At 65.9% G+C, this 15,461-nt stretch carries 15 protein-coding genes; all 15 read left to right on the forward strand.

Annotation, left to right across the window (positions count from 1 at the left end):
* The first annotated feature begins 22 nt into the window (after positions 1-22).
* Positions 23-1,015 (forward strand): copper transporter, encoded by a 993-nt coding sequence (locus LWF01_RS05285; RefSeq protein WP_349639997.1) that lies wholly within the window; start codon positions 23-25, stop codon positions 1,013-1,015.
* Positions 1,015-1,887 carry a hypothetical protein gene (locus tag LWF01_RS05290; protein WP_349639998.1) on the forward strand — a complete coding sequence of 291 codons (873 nt, stop codon included), beginning with the start codon at positions 1,015-1,017 and terminating at the stop codon, positions 1,885-1,887. The genes LWF01_RS05285 and LWF01_RS05290 overlap by 1 nt, the downstream gene beginning before the upstream one ends.
* On the forward strand, positions 1,884-3,536 hold the full coding sequence (gene murJ / locus LWF01_RS05295) for a murein biosynthesis integral membrane protein MurJ (RefSeq protein WP_349639999.1): 1,653 nt from the start codon (positions 1,884-1,886) through the stop codon (positions 3,534-3,536). Before LWF01_RS05290 ends, murJ begins: the two co-directional genes overlap by 4 nt.
* 56 nt (positions 3,537-3,592) lie before the next feature.
* Positions 3,593-4,732, forward strand: a complete 1,140-nt coding sequence (locus LWF01_RS05300; RefSeq protein WP_349640000.1) for a glycosyltransferase family 4 protein — start codon at positions 3,593-3,595, stop codon at positions 4,730-4,732.
* Positions 4,733-4,776: 44 nt separating this feature from the next.
* Complete coding sequence (locus LWF01_RS05305; RefSeq protein ID WP_349640001.1) at positions 4,777-5,979, forward strand: glycosyltransferase; 1,203 nt, start codon at positions 4,777-4,779, stop codon at positions 5,977-5,979.
* 36 nt (positions 5,980-6,015) lie between these two features.
* Positions 6,016-7,827, forward strand: a complete 1,812-nt coding sequence (pyrG, locus tag LWF01_RS05310; RefSeq protein WP_349640002.1) for a CTP synthase — start codon at positions 6,016-6,018, stop codon at positions 7,825-7,827.
* Entirely contained in the window at positions 7,824-8,501 is a 678-nt protein-coding gene (locus LWF01_RS05315) for an NUDIX domain-containing protein (protein WP_349640003.1), read from the forward strand. Before pyrG ends, LWF01_RS05315 begins: the two co-directional genes overlap by 4 nt.
* A complete protein-coding gene (xerD, locus tag LWF01_RS05320; protein WP_432761990.1) occupies positions 8,471-9,442 on the forward strand; it encodes a site-specific tyrosine recombinase XerD in 972 nt (323 codons plus the stop codon). The genes LWF01_RS05315 and xerD overlap by 31 nt, the downstream gene beginning before the upstream one ends.
* A 128-nt stretch (positions 9,443-9,570) precedes the next feature.
* Positions 9,571-10,464 carry a ParA family protein gene (locus tag LWF01_RS05325; protein ID WP_349640829.1) on the forward strand — a complete coding sequence of 298 codons (894 nt, stop codon included), beginning with the start codon at positions 9,571-9,573 and terminating at the stop codon, positions 10,462-10,464.
* A complete protein-coding gene (locus LWF01_RS05330; RefSeq protein WP_349640005.1) occupies positions 10,464-11,420 on the forward strand; it encodes a segregation and condensation protein A in 957 nt (318 codons plus the stop codon). Before LWF01_RS05325 ends, LWF01_RS05330 begins: the two co-directional genes overlap by 1 nt.
* On the forward strand, positions 11,417-12,079 hold the full coding sequence (gene scpB / locus LWF01_RS05335; RefSeq protein ID WP_349640006.1) for an SMC-Scp complex subunit ScpB: 663 nt from the start codon (positions 11,417-11,419) through the stop codon (positions 12,077-12,079). Before LWF01_RS05330 ends, scpB begins: the two co-directional genes overlap by 4 nt.
* Positions 12,076-12,879, forward strand: a complete 804-nt coding sequence (locus tag LWF01_RS05340) for a pseudouridine synthase (RefSeq protein ID WP_349640007.1) — start codon at positions 12,076-12,078, stop codon at positions 12,877-12,879. Before scpB ends, LWF01_RS05340 begins: the two co-directional genes overlap by 4 nt.
* Before the next feature lie 5 nt (positions 12,880-12,884).
* On the forward strand, positions 12,885-13,997 hold the full coding sequence (locus LWF01_RS05345; protein WP_349640008.1) for a prephenate dehydrogenase: 1,113 nt from the start codon (positions 12,885-12,887) through the stop codon (positions 13,995-13,997).
* A 54-nt stretch (positions 13,998-14,051) separates the two neighbouring features.
* The gene (cmk, locus tag LWF01_RS05350) at positions 14,052-14,714 is read left to right on the forward strand and encodes a (d)CMP kinase (RefSeq protein WP_349640009.1); all 663 of its coding nucleotides are present in this window, start codon (positions 14,052-14,054) and stop codon (positions 14,712-14,714) included.
* Positions 14,714-15,439: a lysophospholipid acyltransferase family protein gene (locus LWF01_RS05355; protein WP_349640010.1), complete on the forward strand. Its 726-nt coding sequence runs from the start codon at positions 14,714-14,716 to the stop codon at positions 15,437-15,439. The genes cmk and LWF01_RS05355 overlap by 1 nt, the downstream gene beginning before the upstream one ends.
* The last annotated feature ends 22 nt before the right edge of the window (positions 15,440-15,461 follow it).

Below are 15,461 nucleotides of genomic sequence, written 5' to 3' on the forward strand. Positions count from 1 at the left end.
ATGCAAAGGAACCGCAACTACTGTGATCGATTTTCGCTACCACCTCGTCTCGCTGATATCAGTCTTTCTGGCCCTGGCGGTGGGCATCATCCTGGGTGCCGGCCCGCTGAAGGAGTCCATCGGCGACTCATTGTCGACCCAGGTCGAAGCGTTGCGCACCGATCGGGATAACCTGCGCGAGCAGGCAGCGACCGCCGAGAACAACGCGAAGAATCAGGATGCGTTTCTTGCCGAGGTCGGTCCGCAGCTGGTCTCCGGACAGCTCGGCGGCCGCACCGTGAACATCATTGCGCTGCCCGATGCCGAGAACGACGCTGTGGACGCGGTCGAGGAATCACTGAAAGCCGCCGGCGCCACGGTTGCCGGCCGGGTAACTGTCAATGAGACATTCGCCAGCGGCACCGAACGGGACGCCCTGGCTCAGACGCTTCGAACCGAAGACCCCGAGCTGCCAACGGACAGCACGTCCGCGACTCTTTCGGCCGCGCTGGCGCAGTCGCTCGTCGTCCCCAATCTTGCCGACGCCGAGGGCGACAAGGCAAGGAAGAACCTGCTGCCGCAGCTCGCCGAGGCAAAGGTTGTCTCGGCGGAGCCCGACAATCTCGGCCTGGCCACCCTGAGCGTCGTCATCGACGGCGAAGATGAAACCAGCCTGCCGACCGCATCCAGCTCGGCCACCTCAAGCGAGGTCGCGGAGCAGAATGCCGATCAGCGCAAAACGACAGAGGAACCGTATGTCGCGCTGCTCGGCGCCCTGAAACAGGATTCGGCTGGAGTGGTCGCCTCCGGAACCGCGAAATCGGCGACGAACGGTCTGCTTACCGAACTTCGCGACGGTGACACCGACGTTTCGACGGTGGACAACGTCAACCTGGCTTCCGGGCCGATCGTGACGACGCTCGCGCTGCGGGAACAGCTCGGCGGCGGCTCCGGCCACTATGGCTACGCAGACGGCGCGGACGCGGTCCTGCCGGAAAAGCAAACGGCAGAGCCGGCGCCTGAAAAGGACAAATGATGAGCTGGCTACGGAACGCCGCCGGCGCGCTCACCGCGGCGGCCTCGACCGCCGGAGTCCTGGCGGCGCGAAAGCACCTTCCCGGCGCCGCGAAATTCGATCGGACGAACCACAAGGGCGAACAGGTCACCCTGCTAGAGGGGCCGGCGTACACCACCGGTGCGATCGCCGGAATCGCCATCGGCGATGTCGAGTCGCCGCACGTGCGAGCGGCCGCCCTGCTCGCCACCGTGGGCGCGGGCGCCTTCGGTGCCGTGGACGACCTGGCCGAGCGTGGAAGCTCCAAAGGACTCCGCGGCCATATTGGCGCGCTGGTCCGGGGTGAGCTGACAACCGGAGCGCTGAAGGTGCTCGGGATCTCGGCGGCGGGAATCGCCTCGGCCGCACTTGTGCTCGACAAGGACCCGAAGACCAGCGTTGCCGGCCACCTGGCAGATATCGTCGTCGCCGGCGGCGTGGTGGCCGGAAGTGCGAACCTGTTCAATCTGCTCGACCTGAGGCCGGGCAGGGCGTTGAAGGCGGCTATCGGCACCGGCGCCCTGCAGGCGGGTTATGCCGGCCTGAAGGGCGGCGACCCAAATGCCGGCCTGCTATCGGCGACCGCAGGAGCCATCGCCGGAAGCTGGAAGTCAGACCTCAGTTCCCGGTCCATGTTGGGGGACTCCGGCGCGAATGCCGCCGGAGCACTACTCGGCGTGCACACGATCTGCACCGCGCCACGGTGGGTGCGTGCGGCGGCCCTTGCCGGAATCGTCGGCCTGACGCTGGCCAGCGAAAAAGTCAGTTTCACCAAGGTGATCGAGTCGACGCCTGTGCTTCGTGACGTCGACGCCTGGGGTCGCGGCGTGCCGCGGCATTCAGCCGGCTCGTGAAACTTGTCAAGGTCGGCGCGGGATTTGCGTCGGCTGCGGCGCTCGTCGCAATCATCACCCTGCTATCGCGCGTCGTCGGCTTCGGCCGCTGGCTGGTCTTCGCGCCGACGGTCGGCTCTGAAGGCGTCGGTACCGCGTACCAGAGCGCCAACCTGGTGCCCAATATCCTGTTCGAGGTCGCGGTCGGCGGCGCGCTCGCCGGCGCCATTGTGCCGCTGCTTGCCGGTCCGATCTCTCGCGGCGCACGGCACGAAACCTCCCGGATAGCCTCCGCCCTGCTGACCTGGGCGATCACCATCCTGTTTCCGGCCTCGATTCTGCTCGCCCTCCTGAGCCGGCCGCTCGCGGAGCTGATCGTCTCCTCAGGCGATAGTGCGCAGCAGGCGGCCGGGACTGTGGACCTGGCCGGCCGGCTGCTCCTGGTGTTCTCACCCCAGCTTCTGCTCTACGGCATCGGCGCGGTGCTGACCGGGGTGTTGCAGGCGCACCGGAAGTTCCTCTGGCCAGCCTTTGTGCCTTTACTGTCATCGCTGGTCGTTATCGGTGCCTACCTGGGCTACGGCGCGGTGACCGACGGCTCGATTCCGCAGCCCGCCGACGTTTCCGCCGGCGCCGAAGCGCTTCTGGCTTGGGGCACTACGGCAGGAGTTGTGGCGATATCTCTCCCGCTGCTACTGCCAACCCGGTCAACCGGCGTCAGGCTGCGTCCCACCTGGAGGTTCCCGGACGGCGTGGCCAGGCGAGCCATCAGCCTGGCAGGCGCGGGCATCGTGGCGCTGCTTGCTCAGCAGGCAGCCGCGGTGGTGATGTTGACCTTCGCCAACCGCCACGGTGGCGAGAGCGTGCTGCCGGTTTTCAACTACACCCAGGCCGTGTACCTGCTGCCGTATGCGGTGCTTATCGTTCCGCTGGCGACGGTTGCTTTCCCGCGACTGAGTGAACTTGCCGGGGCCGGAAACAAGGCCGAATTCGCCGAGCACGCAGCTCGAACGACCAGGGTCGTCGTCGCCACCAACGCGCTGAGCATTTCGGCTCTGATAGCCGCGGCAATACCGGTCGGGCAATTCTTCGCCAACTTGCGCACCGAAGGATCCACCGAGCCGTCCGAGGTCCTGCTCAGCATGGGCTCCGCGGTCGCCCTGATGGCCGTAGGTCTCTGGGGCTGGGGACTCGTGGCGCACCTCAGCCGCGCGCTGTACGCCCTGGAACGCGGCAGGCAGGCGGCAACGGCGACCGGAATCGGCTGGGCCGTTGCCGCGGCCGGTTACATCGGCTTCGGAGTCTTGTTCGCACGGCTGCTGCCGGGCGACCGGGGGAGCGCAACCCTGTTCGGCCTGGCCGCAGGAAACTCGCTCGGCATGCTGGTGGCCGGGGTGTTGCTGCTGATCGCGCTGCGCCGCTGCGCAGGCAAAGACGCCGTGCGCGACCTGCCCCGCACCATAATCGTCAGCACGGCAGGCAGCGTGGTGGCCGCGGCGGCCGGCTGGTTCGCTGCCGCGTGGCTGCTGCGGGTCGCCGAGCCGATCGGTCCGGTCAGCTCCGCGCTTGTCGCCGGAATTTTCGCCGCGCTGCTGGCTATCGCTATCGTTGTCGCCGTCGTGGTACTTGCCGACCGTTCGACCATAGCGGCCGCCAAAGCGCTCCGTTGACCGCGAGCTGCCGGCGAGACGACTAAGAGAAACGCTACAGATTGGGGGAACGGCTGATGAGGATCGCGTTGTTGCTCGGCTCATCTGCCGGAGGTGTCGGCACGCATGTCGCCTCACTGGCGAGGGAATTCGGCCGGACGGGCCAGCCAGTCACTGTGATCGGCCCGCAGGCAACCGACAAACAGTTCGGCTTCTCCGGGACCGGCGGCGTCGAGTTCATCCCACTCGAGGTGCCGACCCGGCTGTCCTTGCGGGATGTCAGCCAGGTTCAGGCGTTGCGCGCGGTACTGGTCCGCGAGCGGTTCGACATCGTGCATGCCCATGGTTTCCGCGCCGCCCTGTTGGCTGTCCTCGCCCGCCGCGGGCCGGGGCCGGGCCGTCCGACGGTGATCGCCACCTGGCACAACGCAGTGCTTGCCGGCGGCCTCCGCGGCAAGTTGGAGGCGGGGATCGAGTTACTGCTGGCCCGCACCGTCGACCTCACATTCGGCGCCAGCCAGGACCTGGTCGACCGGGCGCGGGACCTCGGGGCCCGGAACGCCCGGCTTGCTCCGGTCGCGGCGCCAAAAATGATCGACATCGACCCGAGCGAGGTAATCGCGGCGCATCAGAGGCTGCTTAAAGAGCTGGGTCTGCCTGATTCCAGCAAGCTGGTGCTGACCGTCGGCAGGGTGGCGCCGCAGAAGAACTACGACCTGCTGCTCGAGGCGGCCCGACTATGGCGGTCCAGTCATCCCGATGCGGTGTCCATCATCGCAGGCGGCGCCGATCAGGCTGAGCTTGCGCGTCTGCGCCGGATTGTCGATCGGGACGGGCTGCCGGTGCATTTCATCGGTGCTCGCCAGGACGTCTCAGCGCTGTACCGCAGCGCCGAAGTGTTTCTGCTGACCAGCCACTGGGAGGCGCGGGCGCTCGTCGTCCAGGAAGCGATGTCGGTTGGCCTGCCGGTGATAGCCAGGGCGGTGGGTGGCTTGCCGGAGCTGATTGACGACGCCGGAATCCTGGTGCGGTCACCTCGGCGTGAGGAGATCGCTGACGCCGTCATCTCGGTGCTCGACGATTCCGCGCTGCGGGGCGACCTCTCTGCGCGCGCCAGGCGCCGGGCACGAGAATTTCCGGACGAGGCGGAGGTGGCCGCGGAACTACTGGCGCGATATCACGCGTGCCGTGACCGTGCCGCCTGCGAGCTGGGATAACCTCGACCTATAGTCCGTCAAGCAAAACAAGGGAGAGCTTTCGAATGCGCGCGCGCCAGAAGTCGCTGGAAGGTCAATCCGGGCTACGCGTTTTGCACGCGGTCGGTGAGGCCGGCGGCGTGTACGGCGAGGTCGCGACCCTTGCCATAAACTCCCTGCCGAAGTACGGGCACAAGGTCGCCGTAGCCGGCAGCGCTGCTGTGCTGCGCGAACTCGTACCGGGCAAGCGGAAAGACGCACCGAAGGTTCGAAAGATCACCATCTCGCTGGGCGCGCGGCCACGACCGCTGCGAGATCTTGGCGCTGTGTGGAAGCTGCACAAACTGTTTCCGAAGACCGATGTCGTGCACGCGCACGGCCTGCACGTCGGAGCTCTGTGCGCGCTGGCGATGACCGGATTGCCCAAGTCATCCCGCCCGGCGCTGGTCGTGACGGTGCCGCGGCTGGCAAACGGCGCGGCAGTCGACGTCGAACATCTGGCCGGCCGGCTGATTTCCCGCCGAGCCGATGTGGTGCTTGGCGCGACGGAATCGATCGTTGGCCGCTTCGCCTCCCACGGACCGCACACCGAGCGTGCCCTTCTTCCGGCTACCGACACGGCGCAGTTTCTGATTCCACGCCGGACCCGGCAGGAGGTACGCGCAGACCTGAAGCTGGCCGAAGGCACCTGGCTGATCGCGTCGCCGGCCAAGCTGGCCGAAACGCAGGGTCTGACCACTCTGCTGTCTGCGGCGCAAAAGCTGAAACACAGCCGCCCCGACCGATCGATCATGGTGGCGCTCACCGGAACCGGCCCGCTGCGTCAGGTACTTGAGAAAGAGTTCGCCGGCCGCGGCCTGTCGATGATGGTCGCCGACGCTGATTCGGCGGTGGACGTTCTGAGCGCTGCCGATGTTGTCGTCACTACGACCGAGCTCTCCGGGCTCGACGCCGACCAGATCATGCAGCTGACTCGGCCGATTGTCGCCCTCGGCGGGCAAGACGCGACCGACTACTACGGCGAGGCCGCCGTTATCGTCGACGAGGATGACGAAGCGGCCGTGCTCAAGGCGATAAATGAGCTGGTCGACAATCCAGTCCGTCGCGGAGTCGGCGCAATCAACGCCCGCTCGCGCGTGCTGGGATCATCGCCGGCGCACGATGTAGTCGCGCAACTCGCCCGGCTCTACCCGGCGGTTGTGCGTGGCGAGCTTTCGGACGACGGCCAGGACGAGGCCAGGGCCGGCAAGAAGAGCCACGCGCACTAGGTCGGCAATCGCGCGGGGTTGCCCAGCCGGCTGTGAATGCTGGTAGTGTTAAAGTCCGTGGTTACGCGATCATTTCCCCGGCTCAGCGGGTCCCAGACGACCCGGCACATCTTCGTTACTGGAGGCGTCGCATCGTCTCTCGGGAAAGGGCTGACTGCGTCAAGCCTCGGCCATTTGCTGGCCGCACGTGGCCTGTCGGTCACGATGCAGAAACTGGATCCGTATCTGAACGTTGATCCAGGCACAATGAATCCGTTCCAGCACGGCGAGGTCTTCGTGACCGATGACGGCGCGGAAACCGACCTCGACATCGGGCACTACGAGCGCTTCCTCGGCGCCAACCTCGATGCCAGCGCCAACGTCACCACCGGGCAGGTGTATTCGACGGTGATCGCCAAGGAGCGGCGAGGCGAGTATCTGGGCGACACGGTGCAGGTTATCCCGCATATCACCGACGAGATCAAGAATCGGATGCGATCGCAGGCCACTCCGTTGAGCGGACCGGCACCAGACGTCATCATCACCGAGGTCGGCGGAACTGTCGGCGACATAGAGTCGCAGCCCTTCCTCGAGGCGGCGCGCCAGGTACGACAGGACATCGGCAGGGAGAACGTCTTCTTCGTGCACGTGTCGCTGGTGCCATACCTCGGCCCGTCCGGCGAACTGAAGACGAAGCCGACGCAGCATTCAGTCGCCGCGCTGCGCAGCATCGGCATCCAGCCTGACGCGCTGGTTCTGCGCGCCGACCGCGAGGTACCGGACAGCATCCGGGAGAAGATCGGCCGCGCCTGCGACGTCGACATCGAAGCTGTCATTTCCTGCATGGACGCGCCAAGCATCTACGACATCCCGAAAGTTCTGCACACTGGCGGTCTCGATGCCTATCTGATCCGCCGGCTCGATCTCCCGTTCAAGGACGTCGACTGGGAAGAATGGGACGAACTGCTCAAGCGCGTGCACAACCCGGCGCACAGCATCGAGCTCGCCCTGGTCGGCAAGTACATCGACCTGCCCGACGCCTACCTTTCGGTGACCGAGGCGCTGCGCGCGGGCGGCTTCGCCAACAACGCCAAGGTGAACATCAAGTGGGTAGCCTCCGACCTCTGTGAAACACCGGAGGGCGCCGAGAAGGAACTCGGCGGCGTGGACGCCGTCTGCGTTCCCGGCGGGTTCGGAATCCGCGGCATCGAAGGCAAACTCGGAGCGCTACGGTACGCCAGGGAGAAGCAGATCCCAACCCTCGGGCTGTGCCTCGGCCTGCAGTGCATGGTGATCGAGTATGCCCGGAACGTGGCTGGCGTGGCCGATGCCTCCTCCACCGAGTTCGATCCCGAGACCGCATCCCCGGTTATCGCCACGATGGCCGAACAGCAGCAGTTCGTCGAGGGTGCCGGTGATCTGGGCGGCACGATGCGCCTTGGCCTCTACGAAGCCGCGCTGACTCCTGGTTCGGTCGTTGCGGGCGCTTACGGTTCAGAGACGATCTCGGAGCGGCACCGGCATCGCTATGAGGTGAACAACGCCTACCGGGATCAGCTGACCGATGCGGGCCTGGTGATTTCGGGCACCTCACCAAACGGCGCACTGGTCGAGTTCGTCGAACTCCCGGCCGAGGAACACCCGTATTACGTCGCCACCCAGGCGCACCCGGAGCTGCGTTCCCGGCCCACCGATGCGCACCCGCTGTTCGCCGGACTTGTAGAGGCGGCCATCGAACGGCAGAAGGCCGGTCGCCTGATCGAGGTCGAGCCGGATGGCTCGTCCCGCGAACCGCGCCCCTCAAGCGACGCCGCTCGGCCGACCGCCGACGCCGCAGCGCAGGCAGCAGCGGGCGAGCAGCCGGCATGACCAGTGCCGTCACGAACGACGAGACAGCTTCGACCGCCGATCTGACTCCAGCCGACACCTACCTCGATGTCCCGGTGCACGACCGAACGCTGGTGCACACCGGGTATGTCTGGGATCTGGTGGACGAATCCTTCACGCTGCCCGGCCACGACGGGCCGATCAACCGTGAATTCGTCGACCACACCGGGGCGGTCGCCGTTCTCGCCATCGATGACGACGGCCAGGTGCTGCTGATCAACCAGTACCGCCATCCGGTACGGATGCGGCTGTGGGAACTGCCGGCCGGCCTGCTCGACGTCGATGGCGAGCCGCCGCATATCGCCGCCGCGCGGGAACTTGCCGAAGAGGCAGACCTGATTCCGGGCAGGCTCGATCTGCTGACGGAATGGTTCAGCTCGCCAGGCGGATCGACCGAGTCCATGCGGGTCTACCTGGCACGGGACTGCACGGCAGTCCCTGAGGGCGAACGACATGCCCGGATCGATGAGGAACGCGACATCGTCGTCCGGTGGGTGCCGCTGCAGGAAGTGGTGGACGCCGTGCTGGCCGGGCGACTACGCAATCCGGGTCTGGTGATCGGCGTCCTCGCCGCTGCCGCAGCAAAAGACCGCAACTGGGAACCGCTGCGCCCGGCCGACACGCCATGGCCCGGCAGGCGATCACGCGGACAGTGAACCCACCGCGGTCGTCCGCCATCACGCGGTGCGTCACGTCATACCTGCAGCACCTGAGGGTCGAGCGTGGGCTCGCCGACAACACGGTGGCCGCCTACCGGCGTGATCTCGGCCGGTACCTGGAGTATCTGAACGCCGCCGGGATTTCGGCTTTCGCCGACGTGAGCGAGAAAACAATCACCGAGTACCTTGCCACGATCCGAACCGGCGATGACGGTAAGCCCGCGCTCAGTCCGTCATCCGCCGCCCGGGCCGTCGTCGCGGTGCGCGGATTCCACCGTTTCGCCGAGGACGAAGGTCAGGTACCCGGAAATCCGGCACAGGAAGTCAAGCCGCCGGCGCAGCAGCAGCGCCTGCCCAAGGCGATCTCAATCGCCGACGTCACCGCCATCCTCGACGCCACCGGAGACGACTCCGCTACCGGATTACGCGATCGGGCGCTGCTTGAATTGCTGTACGCGACCGGGGCCCGGATCAGCGAGGCGGTCGGCGTCTTCATCGACGACGTGGACACGGACCGGCGCCTGGTCCGGCTGTTCGGCAAAGGTTCCAAGGAGAGGATGGTGCCGATCGGCTCGTACGCCGCCGATGCGGTTGACGCGTACCTTGTCCGCGGCCGTCCGCTCCTGGCAGCCAAGACCCCTGCGCGCGGTACCCGGGCCGGCGGTGTCTTCCTCAATGCCCGCGGCGGCGTGCTCAGCCGGCAAAGCGCATGGGCGATCCTCAAGGCGTCGGCAGACCGTGCCGGTATCCAGGTCAACATCTCCCCGCACACAATGCGCCATTCATTCGCGACGCATCTGCTCGAAGGCGGAGCCGACGTCCGGGTGGTGCAGGAACTGCTGGGCCACGCCTCGGTGACGACGACGCAGATCTATACCAAGGTCAGTGCCGATGCGCTGCGGGAGGTTTACGCCCTTGCTCATCCCCGAGCCAGATAGCGGTAGTGTTGTGTGTTGCGCTAGCCGCGATACTGTAGAGCGAATTAGCATTACCAAAGCGCCGCTAAGGACATTACTCCTCGTGCGAAAGACCAGTTAGGAGAGCTGACCGTTACGTGACCCGTGATCTGGATGCCGGTAATTCCCAGCAGGTTTTCACCCTCGACAGCAATGCCCCAACCGCAATAGGGCCGACCGGTCGTCCGATCCGTGAATTCGCTGAACCGCAGCCCCTGGCCGACCATGGCCCCGCCCGGATCATCGCAATGGTGAATCAAAAGGGGGGAGTCGGCAAGACGACCTCGACGATCAACCTCGGGGCCGCGCTGGCCGCATACGGCCGCAAGGTCCTCCTCGTCGACTTCGACCCGCAGGGCGCGCTCTCGGTTGGTCTGGGACTTAACCCGCACGACCTCGACCTGACGATTTACAACGTGCTGATGAGCTCGAGAGTCAGTGCGGCTGACGTCATCTCGAAGTCGTCGGTGCCGAACCTTGACCTGCTGCCGGCCAATATCGACCTTTCGGCCGCGGAGGTACAGCTAGTCGGCGAGGTGGCCCGCGAGCAGGTCCTGATGCGTGCGCTGTCCCAGGTGGAGGACGACTACGACGTCATCATGATCGACTGCCAGCCGTCACTCGGCCTGCTGACGGTCAACGCGCTGACCGCGGCCCACGGTGTCGTGATTCCGCTTGAATGTGAATTCTTCGCCCTGCGCGGGGTCGCGCTTCTGGTGGAGACGATCGAGAAGGTGCAGGATCGGCTCAACCCCCGCCTGCAGATCGATGGAATCCTGGCCACCATGTTCGACGGCCGGACCCTGCACTCGCGTGAAGTCGTCGACCGGGTGGTCGAGGCGTTCAGCGAACGGGTCTTCGAAACCGTGATCAACCGGACGGTCAAGTTCCCGGATGCCTCGGTTGCCGCGGAATCGATACTGTCCTACGCCCCGAAACACCCCGGAGCCGAGGCATACCGCGCACTTGCCCGGGAGCTGATTTCTCGCGGCGGCGCCCCCTGATGACGGCGCCGACCGCCGAGCCCGACGCGTCGTCGGCGCAGGGGGACGACGCCGGCTCAGCGCGGGAAGCGGGCGCAGCGCGGGAAGCCGGCGCAGCGCGGGACGCGGGCGCTAAGTTCGAGGTGCATCTCGGGAACTTTTCCGGTCCCTTCGATCTGCTGCTCAATCTGATATCGAAGCACCAGCTCGACATCACCGAGGTTGCCCTGGCCCAGGTGACGGACGAGTTCATCGCCTACCTGCGGGCCAGCGACAAGGATGACCTCAACGAAACCAGCGAGTTTCTGCTGGTCGCTGCCACACTGCTCGACCTGAAGGCAGCTCGGCTGCTTCCCTCGGGTCAGGTCGAGGACGAGGAGGACATCGCGCTGCTGGAGGCCCGCGACCTGTTATTCGCCCGGCTGCTGCAGTACCGGGCATACAAGCTGGTGGCCGCCAGGTTCGCCGAGAGCCTGAATGACAATGCGCTGTCCTTCCCGCGAAGTGTGGCCCTGGAACCTCAGCTCGCAACGCTGCTCCCGGAACTTGTGCTGGGCATCACGTCGGAAGCGCTGGCCGCGATCGCGGCGCACGCGTTTCGACCGCGACCGCAGCTACCGACCGAAATCGGCCTCGACCACTTACATGCGCCCGCGGTCAGCGTGAAGGAGCAGGCAGAAGCAGTGCTCTCCCGGTTGAAGGCATCGAAGGCTGCTGCGCTGTCCTTTCGCTCACTTGTCTCCGACGCCGACAATTCACTTGTCGTCGTTGCGCGCTTCCTGGCGCTATTGGAGATGTTCCGGGACTCGGTAGTGTCCTTCGAGCAGGCGTCGGCGCTTGGCGAACTGACTGTACGGCTGCGCGGCGACGGCGCCGAACTCGACACCTCGGGATTCGATGAGTTCGAATCTTCCGACGCTCAGGTTCTGCCGGCCGCGGATAACACCCCGCCCGAAGCCGAGGAGGACGCTCGATGAGTGATGAATCCGGATTCGTCGAAGAGACATTCGACACACCTGACATCGGTGATCCCGAGACGGCGAGCTTCGCCGAGGGCCTCGATCTCGATGTCCTCCCCGGTGGCGCGCTTGCGGCGCTGGAAGCACTGCTCGTGGTGATCGAGGAGCCGATGAGCACGCTCCGTCTTGCTTCGGCGCTGGCGTTACCCGCCCCGCGGGTTGCCGCCCTGCTGGCCGAATTGCAGGCGGATTACGCGGGCGAACAGGGCGGCAGGCCGCGCGGTTTCGAACTCCGCGAACTCGCCGGCGGATGGCGTATCTACTCCAGGCCGGCCTTCCACGATGTGCTCAGCCGCTATGTTGTCGATGGCCAAAGTGCCAAGCTGTCCCAGGCCGCGCTGGAGACACTGGCCGTGGTTGCCTACAAACAGCCGGTGTCCAGGGCACGTATTTCCGCCATCCGTGGCGTGAGTGTCGACGGCGTAGTGCGTACTCTGGTAAGTCGGGGTCTGATTGAAGATACCGGCGCCGATCCTGAATCGGGCGCCATCCTCTACACCACCACCTCGTACTTTCTTGAGAAAATGGGACTTAACCGTCTTGACGACCTACCTCAGCTGGCGCCCTTCCTGCCGGCCGACGAGGACATTGATCTGGCAGAGGAGCTGCAGAAGTGAATTACCCGGGTTCCCGGCCGAGCCGACGCGACCGGCGTCGCAAAACACCAGAGCCGACAGTCGACGTGCACGATCCGGAGGGCGTGCGCCTGCAAAAGGTGCTTGCCCAGGCAGGGTACGGCTCGCGCCGTTCCTGTGAACAGATGATCGCGGACGGCCGGGTAAGCGTCGACGACCAGATCGTGCGCGAACTCGGCGTACGGGTCGATCCGAAGCGCAATGTGATCCAGGTCGACAGCCTGCGACTTCAACTCGACGAGTCGATGGCGTACCTCGCGCTGAACAAGCCGTCCGGTGTGCTGTCCACGATGGAGGATCCGGAAGGACGCCCATGCATCGGCGATTACCTCGTCGACCGCACCGAGCGGCTCTTCCACATCGGTCGCCTCGATGCCGAGACCGAAGGCCTGCTGCTGCTGACAAACGACGGAGAACTGGCCCACCGGCTGACGCACCCCTCGTACGAGGTGCCCAAAACCTACCTGGCTGAAGTACGCGGGCCGGTCGCCCGGGACGTCGGCAAGCAGCTGCGCGAGGGCGTGGAGCTTGACGACGGGCTGGCGAACGTCGATTCGTTCAAGCTGATCGATTCCACACCGGGTTACGCGCTGGTCGAGATCGTGATCCACTCAGGCCGGAACCGGATCGTCCGACGGATGATGGAAGCAGTCGGCTACCCGGTGCTGCGGCTGGTCCGCACCCAGATGGGTCCGGTCCGCCTGGGCGATCAGCGGCAGGGGACCCTGCGTACGCTCAACCGCACCGAGGTCGGCATCCTGCTCGAATCCGTCAAGATGTGATCGCAGTGACTCTGCCAGCACACGGCTTGCCCGCGGGAACGCTGCGGCGGGTGAGGATCGTCGGCACCGGCCTGCTCGGTGCGAGCATCGGCATGGCGCTGACCAGGCAGGGCATCGATGTCGAACTGTCGGATAGTTCGCCGACCGCGCAAGCCCTGGCACGCGACCTCGGCGCCGGACGGCTTGCTGAAGATGGCGACGATGCTGCCGCTCCGGAGCTCGTCGTTGTCGCCGTCCCGCCTGACGTGACGGCACGCGTCATCGCCGATCAGCTGCACGCTTACCCGACGGCGACCGTCACCGACATCGCCAGTGTGAAGGGCCGGATACTCGACCAGGTGCGCGCGCTCGTCGAGCCGCGCACGCTCGACCGCTACATCGGTTCACATCCGATGGCCGGCCGGGAGCGCAGTGGCGCGATCGCTGCCCGGGCAGACCTGTTCGCGGGGCGGCCCTGGGTGATCTGCACCGATGAGGACACGCCGGCCAAGGATCTGCAGCACGTAGTCGATCTCGCTCGTCTGGTCGGCGGCACGCCTGTGCACCTGGATGCCGACCGGCACGACGCGGCGGTTGCCCGAATTTCCCATGCGCCGCAGGTGATGTCATCCCTGATGGCGGCGCGCCTGAAGGACGCGCCCATGGATGCCGTCGCGCTCGCCGGGCAGGGCCTGCGTGACGTGACGCGGATCGCCGCGAGCGACCCGGCGCTGTGGGCACAGATCCTTGACGCCAACGCCGTCGAGGTGCGGAATGTCCTGACCGAACTTCGCGAAGACCTCGATACAGTGATCGGGGCGCTGGACGGCCGGGTAGACGCGCTCGGCGTGCTCGCCTCGGCCATCGGCGCCGGCAACGAGGGCCAGGCCCGGATTCCGGGCAAACACGGCACCGCACCGACCGTCTACAGCACGGTCACAGTTCTCGTCGGCGACAAGCCGGGCGAACTCGGCCGGCTGTTCACGGAAATGGGCGAAGCGGGCATCAACCTGGAAGACCTTCAGCTCGAGCACGCCAACGGCCAGCAGTTCGGGCTGGCAGAAGTTTCTGTGCTGCCGGCCGCACGCGGGCCCCTGATCGAGGAACTGCGCGCCCGCGGCTGGACGGTTCCCGAATAGCCGTACCCCACCGATAAGCCCGCTTACGTAAGTGAAGTAGAAAGGCAAGAATTCGTGACCATCATTGCTGTGGACGGGCCCTCGGGCTCGGGTAAGTCCAGCGTCTCCCGCGAGGTCTCCCGGCGGCTGGGTCTCGCCTATCTCGATACCGGTGCAATGTACCGGGCAGTCAGCTGGATATGTCTCGAACGCCAGGCCGACGGCGCGGATGCCGTAGCCGAGCTGGCGCGGACCGCCGACCTGCGGATCAGCACCGACCCGGACCATGAGCAGGTCGTGATCGACGGTCACGACGTCACCACCGAGATTCGCGAGACCCGGATTTCGGAATCCGTCACCATCGTGTCCACCAACCTGGCGGCCCGCGAGGCGCTGATCGCACGGCAGCGAGCACTGATCGAAGCCGCTGCGGAGACGGGAATCGTTGCCGAGGGCCGCGACATCACCACAGTCGTCGCCCCCGATGCAGATGTGCGGCTTTTGCTGACCGCGCGCGAGGAGGCGCGTCTGGCTCGGCGGGCCAAGGAACTGCATGGTGAAGCCGACGAGCACAACATCGCGTCGACCCGGGCACAGATCATTGATCGTGATGCCGCGGATTCAGCGGTGACCCAGTTCATCACGGCCTCTGACGGGGTGCACACCCTTGACTCATCGGCGCTGTCATTCGAGGAAACGGTGCAGGCGGTCCTCGATCTCGTCGCGGACGCTGGCTGATGTTCCGCCCTGCGGCGGCTGAGGAGCTGGCCCGGGCAGGAGCGCCACATCGTTGGCGCCTGGTCGGCCGGATCCTGATGTCGCCGTGGCGGCGCAAGGTGCACCTGGCAGAGAAACTGCCGGCCGCCGGCGGTGTGATCGTGGTCGCAAACCACCTGACCTACCTCGACGGGCCACTGGTGTACCGGATCTCGCCGCGGCCGATGCACCTGCTGGTCAGGCACGACATCTTCAAGGGCATCGTCGGCTGGGCGTTGAAATCGTCGGGTCAGATCCCGATCGACCGGGCAAGTAACGACAGGAACGCGCTGGGCACCGCACTGCGGGTATTGCGTCGCGGTGACGTGCTCGGGATATTTCCGGAAGGCACCCGTGGCGAAGGTTCGGCGAGCTCGGTTCGATCCGGCGCGGCGTGGCTCGCACTGCAGGCAGAGGTGCCGATTGTGCCCGTCGCGGTGCTCGGCACAAGGCGGGGCGGGGAACCGAGTCGCTTTTTACCCCCTCCGGGCCGTAAAATCGACATAGTCTTCGGCGATCCTGTGTATCTGGAGAAGCCGGCCGGCCAGTCCGGCCGTGCAGCACGGCTTGCGGCAAGCAAGCAGCTACAGGCCATACTGGCCAATCACGTCCGGCAATCACTGCAGCTGACCGGCCAGACGCTGCCCTCGGTAGCTCAAGCGGACATGGTCGCATCGTCCACACCCAACGGTGATGCGAACTTTTAGCACGATCATCGACACCGATACA

It is taken from the genome of Saxibacter everestensis, from assembly GCF_025787225.1.
GTDB lineage: Bacteria > Actinomycetota > Actinomycetes > Actinomycetales > Brevibacteriaceae > Saxibacter > Saxibacter everestensis.